General features: G+C 64.1%; 15 protein-coding genes. 5 read left to right on the top strand and 10 right to left on the bottom strand.

Annotated elements, in window-relative coordinates:
• Positions 1–57 precede the first annotated feature (57 nt).
• Entirely contained in the window at positions 58–1095 is a 1038-nt protein-coding gene (gene hemE, locus AC04PT_RS18035; protein ID WP_482875173.1) for a uroporphyrinogen decarboxylase, read from the bottom strand.
• Positions 1096–1193: 98 nt separating this feature from the next.
• Between hemE and hemC the strand changes: the two genes are divergently transcribed.
• The 3 genes from hemC (at position 1194) to AC04PT_RS18020 (ending at position 3994) form a co-directional block, all read left to right on the top strand.
• Positions 1194–2156: a hydroxymethylbilane synthase gene (gene hemC, locus AC04PT_RS18030; protein WP_482875172.1), complete on the top strand. Its 963-nt coding sequence runs from the start codon at positions 1194–1196 to the stop codon at positions 2154–2156.
• Between the two features lie 153 nt (positions 2157–2309).
• Complete coding sequence (locus AC04PT_RS18025; RefSeq protein WP_482875171.1) at positions 2310–3068, top strand: electron transfer flavoprotein subunit beta/FixA family protein; 759 nt, start codon at positions 2310–2312, stop codon at positions 3066–3068.
• Positions 3068–3994 carry an electron transfer flavoprotein subunit alpha/FixB family protein gene (locus AC04PT_RS18020; RefSeq protein WP_482875170.1) on the top strand — a complete coding sequence of 309 codons (927 nt, stop codon included), beginning with the start codon at positions 3068–3070 and terminating at the stop codon, positions 3992–3994. Before AC04PT_RS18025 ends, AC04PT_RS18020 begins: the two co-directional genes overlap by 1 nt.
• Positions 3995–4062: 68 nt before the next feature.
• Here the strand turns inward: AC04PT_RS18020 and AC04PT_RS18015 are convergent, their stop codons facing one another.
• Complete coding sequence (locus AC04PT_RS18015; RefSeq protein ID WP_482875169.1) at positions 4063–4893, bottom strand: DUF6473 family protein; 831 nt, start codon at positions 4891–4893, stop codon at positions 4063–4065.
• Positions 4894–5062: 169 nt separating this feature from the next.
• Here AC04PT_RS18015 and AC04PT_RS18010 point away from each other — a divergent pair, with 169 nt between their 5' ends.
• Entirely contained in the window at positions 5063–5938 is an 876-nt protein-coding gene (locus AC04PT_RS18010; RefSeq protein ID WP_482875168.1) for a 3-hydroxybutyryl-CoA dehydrogenase, read from the top strand.
• 37 nt (positions 5939–5975) lie between these two features.
• On the opposite strand, the gene AC04PT_RS18005 is transcribed toward AC04PT_RS18010, so the two are convergent.
• Genes AC04PT_RS18005 through AC04PT_RS17975 form a run of 7 tightly spaced genes read right to left on the bottom strand, consistent with a single transcriptional unit; the run spans position 5976 to position 11366 of the window.
• Complete coding sequence (locus AC04PT_RS18005; RefSeq protein ID WP_482875167.1) at positions 5976–6866, bottom strand: lysophospholipid acyltransferase family protein; 891 nt, start codon at positions 6864–6866, stop codon at positions 5976–5978.
• Between the two features lie 40 nt (positions 6867–6906).
• Complete coding sequence (locus AC04PT_RS18000) at positions 6907–7185, bottom strand: HPr family phosphocarrier protein (RefSeq protein WP_482875166.1); 279 nt, start codon at positions 7183–7185, stop codon at positions 6907–6909.
• Entirely contained in the window at positions 7182–7583 is a 402-nt protein-coding gene (locus AC04PT_RS17995; RefSeq protein ID WP_482875165.1) for a PTS sugar transporter subunit IIA, read from the bottom strand. Before AC04PT_RS17995 ends, AC04PT_RS18000 begins: the two co-directional genes overlap by 4 nt.
• A gap of 17 nt (positions 7584–7600) precedes the next feature.
• Positions 7601–8500: an RNase adapter RapZ gene (gene rapZ, locus AC04PT_RS17990; protein WP_482875164.1), complete on the bottom strand. Its 900-nt coding sequence runs from the start codon at positions 8498–8500 to the stop codon at positions 7601–7603.
• Between the two features lie 16 nt (positions 8501–8516).
• Positions 8517–8948: an HPr kinase/phosphorylase gene (locus AC04PT_RS17985; protein ID WP_482875163.1), complete on the bottom strand. Its 432-nt coding sequence runs from the start codon at positions 8946–8948 to the stop codon at positions 8517–8519.
• Between the two features lie 4 nt (positions 8949–8952).
• Complete coding sequence (locus tag AC04PT_RS17980) at positions 8953–10665, bottom strand: sensor histidine kinase (RefSeq protein WP_482875162.1); 1713 nt, start codon at positions 10663–10665, stop codon at positions 8953–8955.
• The gene (locus tag AC04PT_RS17975) at positions 10665–11366 is read right to left on the bottom strand and encodes a response regulator transcription factor (RefSeq protein ID WP_482875161.1); all 702 of its coding nucleotides are present in this window, start codon (positions 11364–11366) and stop codon (positions 10665–10667) included. The genes AC04PT_RS17980 and AC04PT_RS17975 overlap by 1 nt, the downstream gene beginning before the upstream one ends.
• 361 nt (positions 11367–11727) lie before the next feature.
• Between AC04PT_RS17975 and AC04PT_RS17970 the strand changes: the two genes are divergently transcribed.
• Positions 11728–13326, top strand: a complete 1599-nt coding sequence (locus tag AC04PT_RS17970) for a phosphoenolpyruvate carboxykinase (protein ID WP_482875160.1) — start codon at positions 11728–11730, stop codon at positions 13324–13326.
• 124 nt (positions 13327–13450) lie between these two features.
• Here AC04PT_RS17970 and AC04PT_RS17965 read toward each other — a convergent pair whose 3' ends face one another.
• Positions 13451–13762 (bottom strand): H-NS histone family protein, encoded by a 312-nt coding sequence (locus AC04PT_RS17965; RefSeq protein ID WP_482875159.1) that lies wholly within the window; start codon positions 13760–13762, stop codon positions 13451–13453.
• Between the last annotated feature and the right edge of the window lie 161 nt (positions 13763–13923).

Below are 13923 nucleotides of genomic sequence, written 5' to 3'. Positions count from 1 at the left end.
TTCGGATTGCAACGCCGAAGTTGGGTGTAGGATGGGTGCTCAGCACCCATCCTACCGTCACTCGCCGCGCACCGCGTCGATCATCCGTTGCACGTTGTCGGGATCGGCGTCCGGCGTGATGCCGTGACCGAGGTTGAAGATATGCGGACCGTTCCGGAATGCCTCGACGATAGCCCGGGTCTCATCCACCAGCGCCTGCCCGCCTGTTACCATATGCCTTGATGCCAGATTGCCCTGCACGCAGCCGTCCACCTGCACATGCTTTGCCGCCCAGGCTGCATCCACCGAATTGTCGAGCGCTACGCAGTCGGCGCCGGTGGCCTTGTGAAAGCCCACGTATTTCTCGCCCGCCTCGCGCGGGAAGGCGATGACCGGGATGCCGGGGTGCTTGTCCTTCAGCGCCGCGATGATCTGTTTGGCCGGTTCCAAAGCGTAACGGTCGAAGTCCTTGCCCTTCAGCGATCCGGCCCAGCTGTCGAACAGCTTCACCACCTCTGCCCCGGCATCGATCTGCGCCGAGAGATAGAGGATCGTGGCCTCGGTGATCCGGTCCAAGAGCGCCTCAAAGACCGCGCGGTCGCCGTCCTTCAATGCATGCGCAGGCCCCTGGTCGGGCGTGCCCTTGCCCGCGATCATGTAGGTCGCCACCGTCCAGGGTGCGCCGGCGAAGCCGATCAGCGTGGTCTCGGACGGCAGTTCCCGCGACAGGATGCGCACCGTCTCATAGATCGGCGACAGGGTTTCGTGCACCTCGGAGGCGGGCCGCAGCCTGTCGAAATCCGCCTGCGAGGTGATCGTCGACAACCGCGGGCCTTCGCCGGTGACGAACCACAGGTCGGCCCCAAGTGCCTGTGGCACCAGCAGGATATCGGCAAACAGGATGGCCGCGTCGAAGCCGTAGCGGCGGATCGGCTGCAGGGTCACTTCCGCCGCAAGTTCGGGGTTGTAGCACAGCGACAGGAAATCCCCGGCCTTGGCCCGCGTCGCGCGGTATTCCGGCAGGTAGCGGCCCGCCTGACGCATCATCCAGATCGGCGGGGTGTCCAGCACCTCGCCCGCCAATGCGCGCAGGATGGTCTTGGTGGGCTTGGTCATGTCGGGCTCCCTCGTGGCTCACGGTTGGTCTCCCGCACGGGCGGGGATGTCAAGGCGGGCGCTTGTCACCCCCTCGGACCACCGCTAGACAAACGCCCATGACACGCCCCCTTCCCTCCCCCGAGACGCCGCTCAAGATCGGCACCCGCGGCTCGCCGCTGGCGCTGGCGCAGGCGCACGAGACCCGCGACCGCATCGCTTCGGCATTCGACCTGCCCGAGGCGGCCTTTGCCATCGTGGTGATCAAGACCACCGGCGACGACCGCGCGCTGATCGCCACCGATACGCCGCTGAAGGAGTTGGGCGGCAAGGGGCTGTTCACCAAGGAAATCGAAGAGGCGCTGCTGTCGGGCACCATCGACATCGCGGTACATTCGATGAAGGACATGCCGGTGGCGCAGCCCGCCGGGCTCGTACTTGACTGCTACCTGCCGCGCGAGGACGTGCGCGATGCCTTCATCTCGCCCACCTTGGGCGGGATCATCGATCTGCCCGAGGGCGCGGTGGTGGGCACCTCGTCGCTGCGGCGGCGGGCGCAACTGCTCAATCGGCGGCCGGACCTCGAGGTGGTGCAGTTTCGCGGCAACGTGCAGACGCGGCTCAGGAAACTGTCAGACGGGGTGGCGCAGGCGACCTTCCTCGCGATGGCGGGGCTGACCCGGCTGGGGATGCTGCAAGAAGTGCCGGCACGGCCGATCGCTGCCGAAGACATGCTGCCTGCGGTGGCGCAGGGAGCCATCGGAATCGAGCGGCGGACCGAGGATTCCGACACCGCGGCGCTGCTGCAGCCGCTCCACCACATCGAGACGGCGCAGCGGCTGGCCGCTGAACGGGCCTTCCTTGCCGCGCTGGACGGATCCTGCGAGACGCCGATTGCCGGGCTGGCGGAGTTGAACGGCGGCACCCTGCGCCTGCGGGGCGAGATCCTGCGCCCGGACGGTTCGGAGGTGCTGCGCGCAGAAGAGAGCGCCCCGGTCGAGGACGGTGCCGCACTGGGCACCGAGATGGGCAGACGGCTGCTGGCGCAAGCGGGGCCGGGATTTTTCGACTGGCGCGGTTGAGACGATAGCGCTTTGGCCGAAAAACGCGGCGTTCTTTAGCGCTAGCGTGACGATTTTGACCTGTTGCCCCCGGATTTCAGCCTTTATCAACAGCCGCAAGACAATTCAGAGTCGCGCCCGAAAGGGGGCGAGAACCAAGGGAGAGATGCGCAGATGAAGGTCATTGTACCCGTCAAACGCGTGATCGACTACAACGTGAAAGTCCGCGTCAAGGCGGATGGCAGCGGTGTCGATCTGGCGAACGTCAAGATGTCGATGAACCCGTTCGACGAAATTGCGGTGGAAGAGGCGATCCGCCTCAAGGAAGCCGGCAAGGCGGACGAGATCGTCGCCGTCTCGGTCGGCGTCAAGCAGGCGCAGGAAACCCTGCGCACGGCGCTGGCCATGGGTGCGGACCGTGCGATCCTGGTGGTCGCGGCGGACGACGTGCACACCGACATCGAGCCTCTGGCCGTGGCCAAGATCCTCAAGGGGATCGTCGACGAAGAGCAGCCGGGGCTGGTGATCTGCGGCAAGCAGGCCATCGACAACGACATGAACGCCACCGGGCAGATGCTTTCGGCGCTGCTGGGCTGGTCGCAGGCGACCTTTGCCTCGGAACTCGATATCGAGGGCGACAGCGCCAAGGTCACGCGCGAGGTCGACGGCGGTCTTCAGACGATCAACGTCAAGATGCCCGCGGTCGTCACCGTGGACCTGCGCCTGAACGAGCCGCGCTATGCCTCGCTGCCCAACATCATGAAGGCCAAGAAGAAGCCGCTCGACGAGAAGACGCCGGGCGATTACGGCGTCGACGTCTCGCCGCGGCTCGAAGTGGTCAAGACCGAGGAACCGGCGGCCCGGGCGGCCGGTGAAATGGTCGGCTCGGTCGATGAGCTGGTCGAGAAACTCAAAGCTGCGGGGGCTGTGTGATGGCTGTACTTCTTCTTGCCGAAGTCAACGATGGCGAACTGTCGCTTGATGCCACCGCCAAATCCGTGAACGCCGTGACCTCGCTGGGTGACGTGACCGTGCTTTGCGCGGGCGGCTCTGCAGCGGCTGCGGGCGAACAGGCCGCGAAGATCGCCGGCGTGTCCAAGGTGCTGGTCGCCGAGGATGCCTCGCTGGGGCACCGGCTGGCGGAATCCACGGCGGCGTTGATCGTGTCGCTGGCTGGCGACTACGACCACATCGTCGCCCCCGCCACCACCGACGCCAAGAACGTGCTGCCGCGCGTGGCGGCGCTGCTTGACGTGATGGTGATCTCGGACGTTTCGGGCGTCGTGGATGCCGACACCTTCGAGCGCCCGATCTATGCCGGCAACGCGGTGCAGACGGTGAAATCCCGGGACGCCAAGAAGGTGGTCTCGATCCGGACCTCGACCTTCGACGCGGCGGGCGAACAGGGTGCGGCGCCGATCGAGACCGTGGGTGCGGCCGAGAACCCCGGTCTGTCGGAATGGGTCGAGGACAAGCTGGCCGAGAGCGACCGGCCGGAACTGACCTCGGCGAAGGTCGTCGTCTCCGGCGGCCGTGGTCTGGGCTCGGAAGAGAACTTCGCGCTGATCGAGAAGCTGGCGGACAAGCTGGGCGCGGCTGTGGGCGCCTCGCGCGCGGCCGTCGATTCGGGCTTTGCGCCGAACGATTGGCAGGTCGGTCAGACCGGCAAGGTGGTGGCCCCGGATCTCTACATTGCCGTTGGCATCTCGGGCGCGATTCAGCACCTCGCGGGGATGAAGGACTCCAAGGTCATCGTCGCCATCAACAAGGACGAGGAAGCGCCGATCTTCCAAGTGGCCGACTTTGGCCTCGTGGCGGACCTCTTCGAAGCGGTGCCGGACCTGGCCGAAAAGCTCTGAACCACGACGACGGGTGCAAAGCACCCATCCACTGAGACAAGGCCCGGGGACGCGATCCCGGGCCTTTTTCAATGGCGCAGGCGCAGCAGGCCGCTCAGCGCGCTGCCCAGCGTATCCGCCGCTTCCTCGTGCGCGGCGGGTCCCAGGAGTTCACGCGCCGCGGCCTCTTCCGTCGGACCGAAAAGCATACCCTCGGTGCCGCGCCGCCGCGCCTCTTCGCTTGCGGCGACCTCGACGATGTCAGCCACCTTGCCGCGCAACTGCTCAAGCATGTCACGGGTCACGAACAGCGGGTCCGCGAGGGTGCCGTCATCCTCGGGCGGCGCGTGGTCGGCCATCCAGAGCAGCACGACGGGGCTGTGCACCCGGCTCAGCAACATGACCATGCGCGCCAGCCACGCCGATTGCAGTTCCTGACGCACCATCCGAAAACGCTCTTGGCTGAGGCCCTCAAGCACGCGCAAGAGGTGCCGCGTGAAATGGAACTCGGTGAAATCGACCTCGCGGTAGATCGCCTTGAGCATGGCCGAGGCATTGAGGAACCTGTCGTTGCGACGGGGATGCACGGAATACAACCGGTTCGACATGTTGTGCGCGCCCATGACCTGAACGACGGTGGCAGCAGCCCCCCCGGCGGCCTCCAGCAGCGCGGTATCGTTGACGAAGGCGTCCACACCGGCGTTGACGCAGCCGAAGTTGACGCACGGCAGGCCCAGCGCCGCTTCGGTCATCGCCGGATAGGGCATCTCGATGAATTTTCCGAAGGTTTCGGTACTTCCGAACACCGCGATATAATCGCCATCGAGGCGGCGGCGCGGACCACGAAAAGTCAGCCGCGACGTGCCGTATCGACACGGATAATACTCGGGGGACGCACCCCCCGGCAATTCATAGGTCATCTCACCCACCTGAAATTTACTCACCCATGGTCAACTTGCGCCGATTCCGTTTCGAAAAGGCTAAACCGCCAATTTTAGGGAATGATGACCGGTTGGCACGCGGTCGCCTGCCCTTGCCCTTGTCGCGCCAAGCTGCCTATTGTCTGGCGAGCAGAACGAGAGGCTGGGCATGGAAATCAACTCGATCGGTGTGATCGGCGCGGGCCAGATGGGCAACGGAATTGCCCACGTGATGGCGTTGGCGGGATATGACGTGGTGATGACGGATATCTCGGCCGAGGCGCTCGAGGCGGCGGTCGCGCGGATCGACAAGAACATGGGCCGGCAGGCGGGGCGCGGGCTGATCACGGAGGAAGACAAGGCCGCGGCGATGGCGCGGATCTCGACCTCGATGGAGCAGGCCGAGATCGGCCAGACCGATCTGGTGATCGAAGCCGCGACCGAGCGCGAGGCGGTGAAGCAGAAGATTTTCGACGATCTGCTGCCGCACCTGAAGCCCGAGACGATCCTGACCTCGAACACCTCGTCGATCTCGATCACCCGGCTGGCCAGCCGCACCGACCGGCCGGAAAAGTTCATGGGCTTCCACTTCATGAATCCGGTGCCGCTGATGCAGCTGGTCGAGCTGATCCGCGGCATCGCGACCGACAAGGACACCTTCGACACCTGTCTCGCGGTGGTCGACCGGCTGGGCAAGACCGCCGCCAGCGCCGAGGATTTCCCCGCCTTCATCGTCAACCGCATCCTGATGCCGATGATCAACGAGGCGGTCTATACGCTTTATGAAGGCGTCGGCAACGTGACCTCGATCGACCGCGCGATGAAGCTGGGCACCAATCACCCGATGGGGCCGCTGGAGCTTGCGGATTTCATCGGGCTTGACACCTGTTTGGCCATCATGAACGTGCTGCATGACGGGCTGGCGGACACCAAGTACCGGCCCTGCCCGCTGCTCACGAAATACGTCGAGGCCGGCTGGCTGGGCCGCAAGACCAAGCGCGGTTTCTATGACTACCGGGGCGACACGCCGGTGCCGACGCGCTAGCCGGAGATTTCTTGAAAAGAAATCTCGAAATTCCTGTTTAAGGAATTTTTTCGTCCTGCCGAAGACTTAGCGTGTGCTCGCGCAACCAGGCCATCATCCGGCGCGGCTTGCCCTCCCATTCGCGCAGCCGCTCGGGCGGGATCGGCGCGCCGATGATCGGCGCCTGTGGCTGGTTGCAGGCCTGCACGACCTCGTGGATCAGAAGACCCTGCCGCAAGGTCGCCGATAGTTGGTTGGCGATCTGGTAGGCGCGCGAGTTCTGTCCCGGAAACCGGATCGGCACCACCGTCGCGCGCGAACGGATGATCATCTTGGCGGTGAACGGGTTCCAGACCGCCTCGACCGCGTCGCCGAACATAGTCTCGGACGAGGCCACCACGCCCGAGGGAAACAGCACGATTACGCCGCCCGCCTTGAGGTGATCCATCGCCTGCCGGCGCATCTCGAGGTTCTCGGTCCGAGCATTTTCCTCGTGCGGGAACGGCACCGGGATCATGAAATCCTCGATCTCCTCGACACCGCTCAGCAGGTTGCGGGTAAGGATCTTGTAATCGGTGCGCACCCGGCCGATCAGCTCGGCCAGCACCATCCCGTCGACCAGCCCGTGCGGGTGATTGGCCACGACGATGACCGGGCCCGAGGCCGGGATGCGGGCAATCTGCTCCGGTGGAGTCTCCAGTTCGATCCCCATCAGCGCCAGCGCCTGACCAAAGAAACCGTGGCCTTGGATCGGGCCCTGCCGCTCGAACCGGCGCACGAGGCGCAGCAGCGGCAGCTTGCCGGTCATCCACTCCATGGCGCGGATGGTGCCCGACTTCCACGGGTTGGTGAAGGTGTTGGCATAGGACAGCTTGCGCTTGTCATACGGCACATCCGGCCCCGCCGTCGGCGTCTTGCGCCCGGCTGCGGTTTGCGCAGTGTCCTCCATCTTGCCGATTTGCGTCCTTCCCCGGGGCCGTGCTCGGACCCTAGCAGTCCTCTCCGAACCGGTCGGCCACCAGCGCCGAAACCGCGTCGGCCAGCGCCTCGGCATCCGGGCCGGAGGTCTGAACCTCAATAGTGCTTCCCTTGGAAGCTGCCAACATCAAAAGGCCCATGATCGAATCGCCCGACGCGCTCATTCCGTCGCGCGACACCTCGGCGCTGGCGTCGAAGCCTTCGACCACCTCGACCAGCTTGGCCGATGCGCGGGCGTGAAGACCCTTTTCGTTGACGATCTCCAGATGGCGGGTGACGGCGTCTGTCATGTGATCTGATCCGATGAAATGTTCTGGCTGTCTATATACTTGCGTCCCGCCTCTGTCGCCTGCCGTACGGCATCGGCGACCCCGAGGTCGCGGCTTTTCGCCAGTTTGATCAGCATGGGAAGGTTGGCGCCGTAAAGTATCCGGCGGTTGTCGGGCTGGCAGGCGCGCAGCGACAGGTTCGACGGCGATCCGCCGAACATGTCGGTGACGATCACGACACCGCCGCCCTGGTCGACGGAATCGGCGGCGGCGCAGATCTCGTCCTGCTTGTCGTTGCGCGAATGGTTGGCTTCGATGGCGATGGCGCGGATGCCGGGTTGTTCACCCACGACATGTTCGATGGCCGAAAGGTATTCCCTGGCCAATCCGCCATGTGCCACGATCACGATACCGATCAAGTTAGCCGGTCTCCCGTTCATTGCCCCTGCCGTGCGTCGGGCGGGGCGGGCGCCACTGCGCGCCGCTCAAGTTCTCGGTGCCTAATTGACACCCGCCAGCCCTCATGTGCAAGCCCGCGGGCGATGCTTTCCGTCAAGGCAACCGAGCGGTGCTTTCCCCCGGTACAGCCAAAGGCGGCGGCAAAATGCGCCTTGCCCTCCTCGCGTGCGGCCGGCAGTTGAAACAGCAGCAGGTCGAGCACCTTTTCGCGGAACGGCGCGAAGCGCGGATCGCTGGCGATATGATCCGCGACGCGGGCGTCGGTGCCGGTCAGGGGCCGCAATTCGGGCTGCCAATGCGGGTTGGTCAGGAAGCGGCAGTCGAAGACCACATCGGCGGCACGCGGCAAACCCCGCTTGTAGGAAAACGACTGGATCGAGACCGCGAGGTCGTGCCCCCCCTTGATGCCATAGATACGGTGCATCTCGGCGCGCAACTCATGTGGCGAAAGGCTCGAGGTCTCGATCAGCACCGTCGCCTGATCGCGCACCGGGCCCAGAAGATCGAATTCTCGGGCGATGCCGGCCTCGGGCGTGCCGTCGGGTGCCATCGGGTGGCGGCGGCGGGTTTCGGAATAGCGCCTTGCCAGCACCTGTGCATCGGCGTCGAGGAACACCAGATCGGCCGCCTGCCCGGTCAGCGTCGCCACATCCGCCAGCAGTGCCATCAAGGCGGCGGGCGAAAAGTCGCGGGTGCGCACGTCGATGCCCAGCGCCATGTCGCGCGTCAGCCCGCCCTCAAGCAGGCGCGGCGCCAAGGTCAACGGCAGGTTGTCGATGGTCTCGAACCCCAGATCCTCCAACGCATTCAGCGCGGTTGACCGCCCGGCGCCCGAAGGCCCGGTAAGTAGCGCGATGCGCGGCAACAAGTCGGTCATGGGGTCCTGAGTTCCTTCAGTGGTGGCGGCCGTGCAATAGATACTGACGAATGGCAGCGGGAAAATGCCGCTGCGCGCAATTGTGAAGCAGCGGGAGGCGAACGCCAGCCACCTCGCGGCTTCGTGACGGCGGCAGACGCTGGTTTTCGTCGCGGTCGAGGTCGACGATCAGCGCCAGCGGGGCGGGGCCATGGGCCGGGGCGTTCAGAATGCCCACCCAGCGCGCTTCGATGCGGCCGCGGATGGTGTCGGGGCACGAGGCGATCAATCGACCGTCCCGCGGTGTCACGATGGTGCGGTCGTCGGCCACGAGACCAGCTCCCAGTGCCATCAGCTCCAGCGCCAGCGCTGATTTCCCGCTGCCGGAAGCGCCGCAAATGAGAACACCGTGTCCCGCAAGGGCCACGGTGCTGGCGTGCAAGGTGACGGCGTCGGATCCGTCTGCCATTGGGTCAGACCGGCAGACCCACGACGAAGCGGGCGCCCAGCGGCTCGGAGGTGATGTCGGCCTCGGTCGGGCGGATGTTCTCGGCCCAGATGACGCCGTCATGCGCCTCAACGATCTGTTTCGAAATCGCGAGGCCCAGCCCGGAGTTGTTGCCGAAATCATGCTCGGGCCGGTGCGAGTAGAACCGCTTGAAGATCTTGGTCAAGGCTTCCTCGGGGATGCCGGGGCCGGTGTCTTCGACCACGATCAGCACGCGGTTCTGACGCTGACGCGACCAGACGCGGATCGCGTCGCCCTCTTCGCAGAAGCTGATCGCGTTGGTGATGAGGTTGACGAAGACCTGTGCCAGGCGCGCCTCGAGCCCGTGCACCATGATCTGCTCTTTCGGCAGATCGGTGATGAACTCCACCCCCTTGGCCTGCGCGTCGCGGCCCAGGTGTTCGCCGAGATTGCCCAGCAGGTCCAGCAGGTTGAACTGCGCCTGCTCTTCCTTGACCAGCTCGCTGTCGAGCCGCGAAGCATCGGAAATGTCGCTGACCAGCCGGTCGAGCCGGCGCACATCGTGATCGATCACATCGAGCAGCTTGGCACGGTGATCCTCGCGCTTGACCATTCGCAGGCTGCCCACGGCAGACCGCAGCGAGGCAAGCGGGTTCTTGATTTCATGCGCCACGTCGGCGGCGAATTGTTCGTTGGCGTCGATCCGGTCATAGAGTGCGGTGACCATGCCGCGCAACGCGCCCGACAGGCGGCCGATCTCGTCCGGCCGGGCTGTCAGGTCGGGAATCCGGATGCGGCCCTTGGCGTCCTTGCGGCGGTCGCGGTCGCGGCCCAGTTCGGCAGCCTCGGCCAGATCGGAGATCGGATGCGAGATGGTCGAAGCCAGAACCAGCGACAGCCCGATCGACACGAAGGTGGCGACAAGGAACATCTGCAACACGCGTTCACGCTCGGTCCGGACCAGACGATCGATCTCGCCCGAGGCCGAGACCATGACGACCGCGCCGACGGGGCGGCCGTTCTGCACGATGGGCGTGCCCACGGTGAACACTGTCGCGCCATCGGCGGCGGAGGTTGTCCGCACCGTGGTCTCGCCCTCCAGCGCCGGGCCCGCCAGATCGACAAGCTGTTCCTCGAAAGCCGCGATCCGGTCCTGTTCGGTGCCGGTCACGACGCTTTCGACCGCGGTCCAGATCGTCGCCAGCAGATCGGTAATCAGGGTGCGCCCCTCGTCCTCGGCCTCGGCCCTGGCCGTCTCTTCCGAGGCCGAACGCGCGATCATTGCCTGCGCCGGATCGAACACGAAGATCTCGGCCCCGCGGTGCAGGTCGATCCCGTCCAGCGTGCCTTCGACGTCCAGCCCGTCGCCGGTGGCCAGATTGACCGGCGCGCTGCCCGGCAGTTGTGCTTCGAAGATGTCGGCAATCAGTTCGGCTTCGCTGACCAGCCCAGAGGCACGCTGCGCCGCCAGCCCGTCGCGCGAGGAATTGAGGTAGAGAATGCCCCCGACCAGCACATTTAACGCCACGAGGTTGAACATGATGATCTTGCGGGTCAGCGGCGAGGTGCGCAGCGAAAAGAACCCGCGACGGGCGCGACGATCCTGAAGCTCCTGTTCGACGGTGCCGTCGGGCGCGACCCAGTCGTCGCCCAGCACCACGTCACCGCGACGTTTCGACCCCACGTCGGGCACCCCCATTTCCCCGATCAGTGCCATTACTCTTCGTTGTACCGGTAGCCGATACCATAGAGCGTTTCGATTGCGGAGAAGTCGGAATCGACGCTGCGCATCTTCTTGCGAAGCCGCTTGATGTGGCTGTCGATGGTGCGATCGTCGACATAGACCTGATCGTCATAGGCCACGTCCATGAGCTGATCGCGTGATTTCACGAAGCCCGGGCGTTGCGCCAGGGCTTGCAGAAGCAGGAATTCGGTCACGGTCAGCGACACGTCCTGGCCTTTCCAGGCCACCGCGTGACGCAGCGGGTCCATCCGCAGATCGCCGCGTTCGATTACCTTGGTTTCCTCGGTATCGCCGACGGCGCCGGTTTCGACCGCATCCTGCCGGCGCAGGAGCGCGCGAATGCGCTCGACCAGCAGGCGCTGCGAGAAGGGCTTTTTGACGTAATCGTCAGCGCCCATGCGCAGGCCCAGGACCTCGTCGATCTCATCGTCCTTGGAGGTCAGGAAGATCACCGGCATGGTGGTCTTCTGGCGCAGCCGCTGCAACAGGTCCATGCCGTCCATGCGCGGCATCTTGATATCCAGCACCGCCATGTCGGGCATGCGCTTGTTGAAAGCGTCGAGCGCCGTCTGGCCATCGTTATAGGTTTCAACCTCGAAGCCTTCGGCCTCGAGCGTCATGGAGACGGATGTCAGAATGTTCCTGTCATCGTCCACAAGGGCGATCTTCGACATGGGTGTCTGTCCTTATACTGCTCGGCTGCCATTATTTTTCCGCCATTATGCCTTGATTTGCAGAGCGCAATCAATCCCAAACAGCGAATCATACCGCCGGACCCGATCATCAAAGCGCAAAAGTACGAAGGAATGGCTAAATTGTCTCACCCCCGGACCGTAGCACCGGGGGCGCGAAAGATGATTGCGCTAAACCCAAGGCTGGTGGCGCTAAACGTTCGTCTACCTCCTGTTCAGCGTCCGGAAGCGCATGTTACACCGGCCTGACCGGACCCTCGTTGACGCGGGGTCCGGGGGCGGCGTATCGGGTCGCCGGTGACAGGATCTCCGCAGGACTGACGCGGATACATGGAGAACGAAGATGACATTTGGACGGGTAAACCCGCAGTTCCGGCTTGAAGATCAAGGGATCGAAGGCTTGGGCAATGTCTATTACAACCTCATGGAACCGGCGCTGATCGAAGAGGCCCTGCGCCGCGAAGAGGGCACGCTCGGCCAAGGCGGCGCATTCCTCGTCTCTACCGGCAAGTTCACCGGGCGTTCGCCCAAGGACAAGCACGTGGTCAAGACCGACAGCGTGGCCGACACCATCTGGTGGGACAACAACAGGGCGATGTCCTCCGAGGGCTTCGACGCGCTCTATGACGACATGATCGCCCACATGAAGGGCCGCGACTACTTCGTGCAGGACCTTGTCGGTGGTGCTGACCCGGCCCATTCCATCGATGTGCGCATGGTGACCGAACTGGCATGGCACGGGCTTTTCATCCGCCACATGCTGCGCCGTCCCGAGTTGGACGAGGTCGACGAATTCACTGCCGATTTCACGGTCATCAACTGCCCCAGCTTCAAGGCCGACCCGGCCAAGCATGACTGCCGGTCCGATACCGTGATCGCGATGAACTTCGACCGCAAGCTGATCCTGATCGGCGGCACCGAATACGCGGGCGAGAACAAGAAGTCGGTGTTCACCCTGCTCAACTACCTGCTGCCCGAGAAAGGCATCATGCCGATGCACTGTTCGGCCAACCACGCAGTCGGCAACCCGGTGGACACGGCGATCTTCTTCGGTCTGTCCGGCACCGGCAAGACCACGCTTTCGGCCGATCCGGGCCGGGTGCTGATCGGCGACGACGAACACGGCTGGTCGGACCGCGGCACCTTCAACTTCGAGGGCGGGTGCTACGCCAAGACAATCAATCTGTCGCCCACCGCCGAGCCCGAGATCTTTGCCACAACCACCAAGTTCGGCACCGTGATCGAAAACATGGTCTTCGACACCGAGACCAAGGAGCTCGACTTCGAGGACGACAGCCTGACTGCAAACATGCGCTGCGCCTACCCGCTGGAGTACATTTCGAACGCATCGCCCACAGCGCTTGGCGGCCACCCCAAGAACGTGATCATGCTGACCTGCGATGCCTTCGGCGTGCTGCCGCCCATCGCGCGGCTGACCCCGGCGCAGGCGATGTACCACTTCCTCTCGGGCTTCACCTCGAAGGTGGCCGGGACCGAGCGCGGCGTGACCGAGCCGGAGCCGACCTTCTCGACCTGTTTCGGCGCGCCTTTCATGCCGCGGCGTCCCGAGGTCTACGGCAATCTGCTGCGTGACAAGATCGCCAAGCACGGCGCCACCTGCTGGCTGGTCAACACCGGCTGGACCGGCGGCGCCTATGGCACCGGCAGCCGGATGCCGATCAAGGCGACCCGGGCGCTGCTGACCGCGGCGCTGGACGGCTCACTGGCCGACGCGCAGTTCCGCAAGGATCCGAACTTCGGCTTTGACGTGCCGATCGACGTGCCGGGCGTGCCGGAGGTGCTGCTTGATCCGCGCCGGACATGGGGCGCGCGCGATGCCTATGACGAACAGGCCGCCAAGCTGGTGCAAATGTTCGCCGACAATTTCGAGCAATACGTGCCGTTCATCGACGAAGACGTGAAGGCCGCTGCGATCGGCTGATTGCCCGGCCTTCCATTGCAAATAGAAAACCCCCAGGAGCCGATGGGCACCGGGGGTTTTTTTCTGACCGGCCGTGCACAGACATTCCGTTGCGGGATCGTAATTGCGACCCGCCACAGATCGGTCAGGAGATCAGCATCTCCTCAGGCGAAACGCCACGCTCCAAGGCATCCACGAACCATCCCGGTTTCCGGCCACGACCGGTCCAGGTTTGGCTTGCATCGTCCGGATTGCGATACTTGGGAGCCGAAATCTTCCCGCCTTTTCCATTGGTAAGATCGGACAGGCTGAACCCCATTTCAGCCGCCTGGGCTTCCAGTTTCGCAAGCGCTTCTTTCTTCTTCCGATCCTCGAAAGTTCCGATCGCTTTCGTCACATCTTTCTGCAACTGTTTGAGTTCTTTTAAGGACAGACCGTCCAAGTCCATATTCGCCATGCAATCCCCGAGTTCCTGTTGTGAGTGTATATAGATTCGTTAGATCATCGGGTTTATTCCGTCAATTCTATAAATTGTGGAAAAGAGCTAATATTTACAACCATTTCCTAGGGTCAGCGAATAATTGCTCTCTTCATGGCTGCAAATTGAGACAATTGACG

This window comes from Litorisediminivivens sp. KMU-197, from assembly GCF_056858395.1.
The sequence above is the reverse complement of the archived record's forward strand: the minus strand, read 5'-3'. Positions and strand labels throughout refer to the sequence as shown.

Excerpts from the sequence above, each read along its gene's own strand:
- AC04PT_RS17965 (WP_482875159.1), bottom strand. The coding sequence starts at position 13,762 with ATGGCGAATATGGACTTGGACGGTCTGTCCTTAAAAGAACTCAAACAG.
- AC04PT_RS18010 (WP_482875168.1), top strand. The coding sequence starts at position 5,063 with ATGGAAATCAACTCGATCGGTGTGATCGGCGCGGGCCAGATGGGCAAC.
- AC04PT_RS17980 (WP_482875162.1), bottom strand. The coding sequence starts at position 10,665 with ATGGCACTGATCGGGGAAATGGGGGTGCCCGACGTGGGGTCGAAACGT.
- AC04PT_RS17985 (WP_482875163.1), bottom strand. The coding sequence starts at position 8,948 with ATGGCAGACGGATCCGACGCCGTCACCTTGCACGCCAGCACCGTGGCC.
- AC04PT_RS18015 (WP_482875169.1), bottom strand. The coding sequence starts at position 4,893 with ATGACCTATGAATTGCCGGGGGGTGCGTCCCCCGAGTATTATCCGTGT.
- AC04PT_RS17975 (WP_482875161.1), bottom strand. The coding sequence starts at position 11,366 with ATGTCGAAGATCGCCCTTGTGGACGATGACAGGAACATTCTGACATCC.
- rapZ (WP_482875164.1), bottom strand. The coding sequence starts at position 8,500 with ATGACCGACTTGTTGCCGCGCATCGCGCTACTTACCGGGCCTTCGGGC.
- AC04PT_RS18000 (WP_482875166.1), bottom strand. The coding sequence starts at position 7,185 with ATGACAGACGCCGTCACCCGCCATCTGGAGATCGTCAACGAAAAGGGT.
- AC04PT_RS17970 (WP_482875160.1), top strand. The coding sequence starts at position 11,728 with ATGACATTTGGACGGGTAAACCCGCAGTTCCGGCTTGAAGATCAAGGG.
- AC04PT_RS18005 (WP_482875167.1), bottom strand. The coding sequence starts at position 6,866 with ATGGAGGACACTGCGCAAACCGCAGCCGGGCGCAAGACGCCGACGGCG.
- hemC (WP_482875172.1), top strand. The coding sequence starts at position 1,194 with ATGACACGCCCCCTTCCCTCCCCCGAGACGCCGCTCAAGATCGGCACC.
- AC04PT_RS18025 (WP_482875171.1), top strand. The coding sequence starts at position 2,310 with ATGAAGGTCATTGTACCCGTCAAACGCGTGATCGACTACAACGTGAAA.
- hemE (WP_482875173.1), bottom strand. The coding sequence starts at position 1,095 with ATGACCAAGCCCACCAAGACCATCCTGCGCGCATTGGCGGGCGAGGTG.
- AC04PT_RS18020 (WP_482875170.1), top strand. The coding sequence starts at position 3,068 with ATGGCTGTACTTCTTCTTGCCGAAGTCAACGATGGCGAACTGTCGCTT.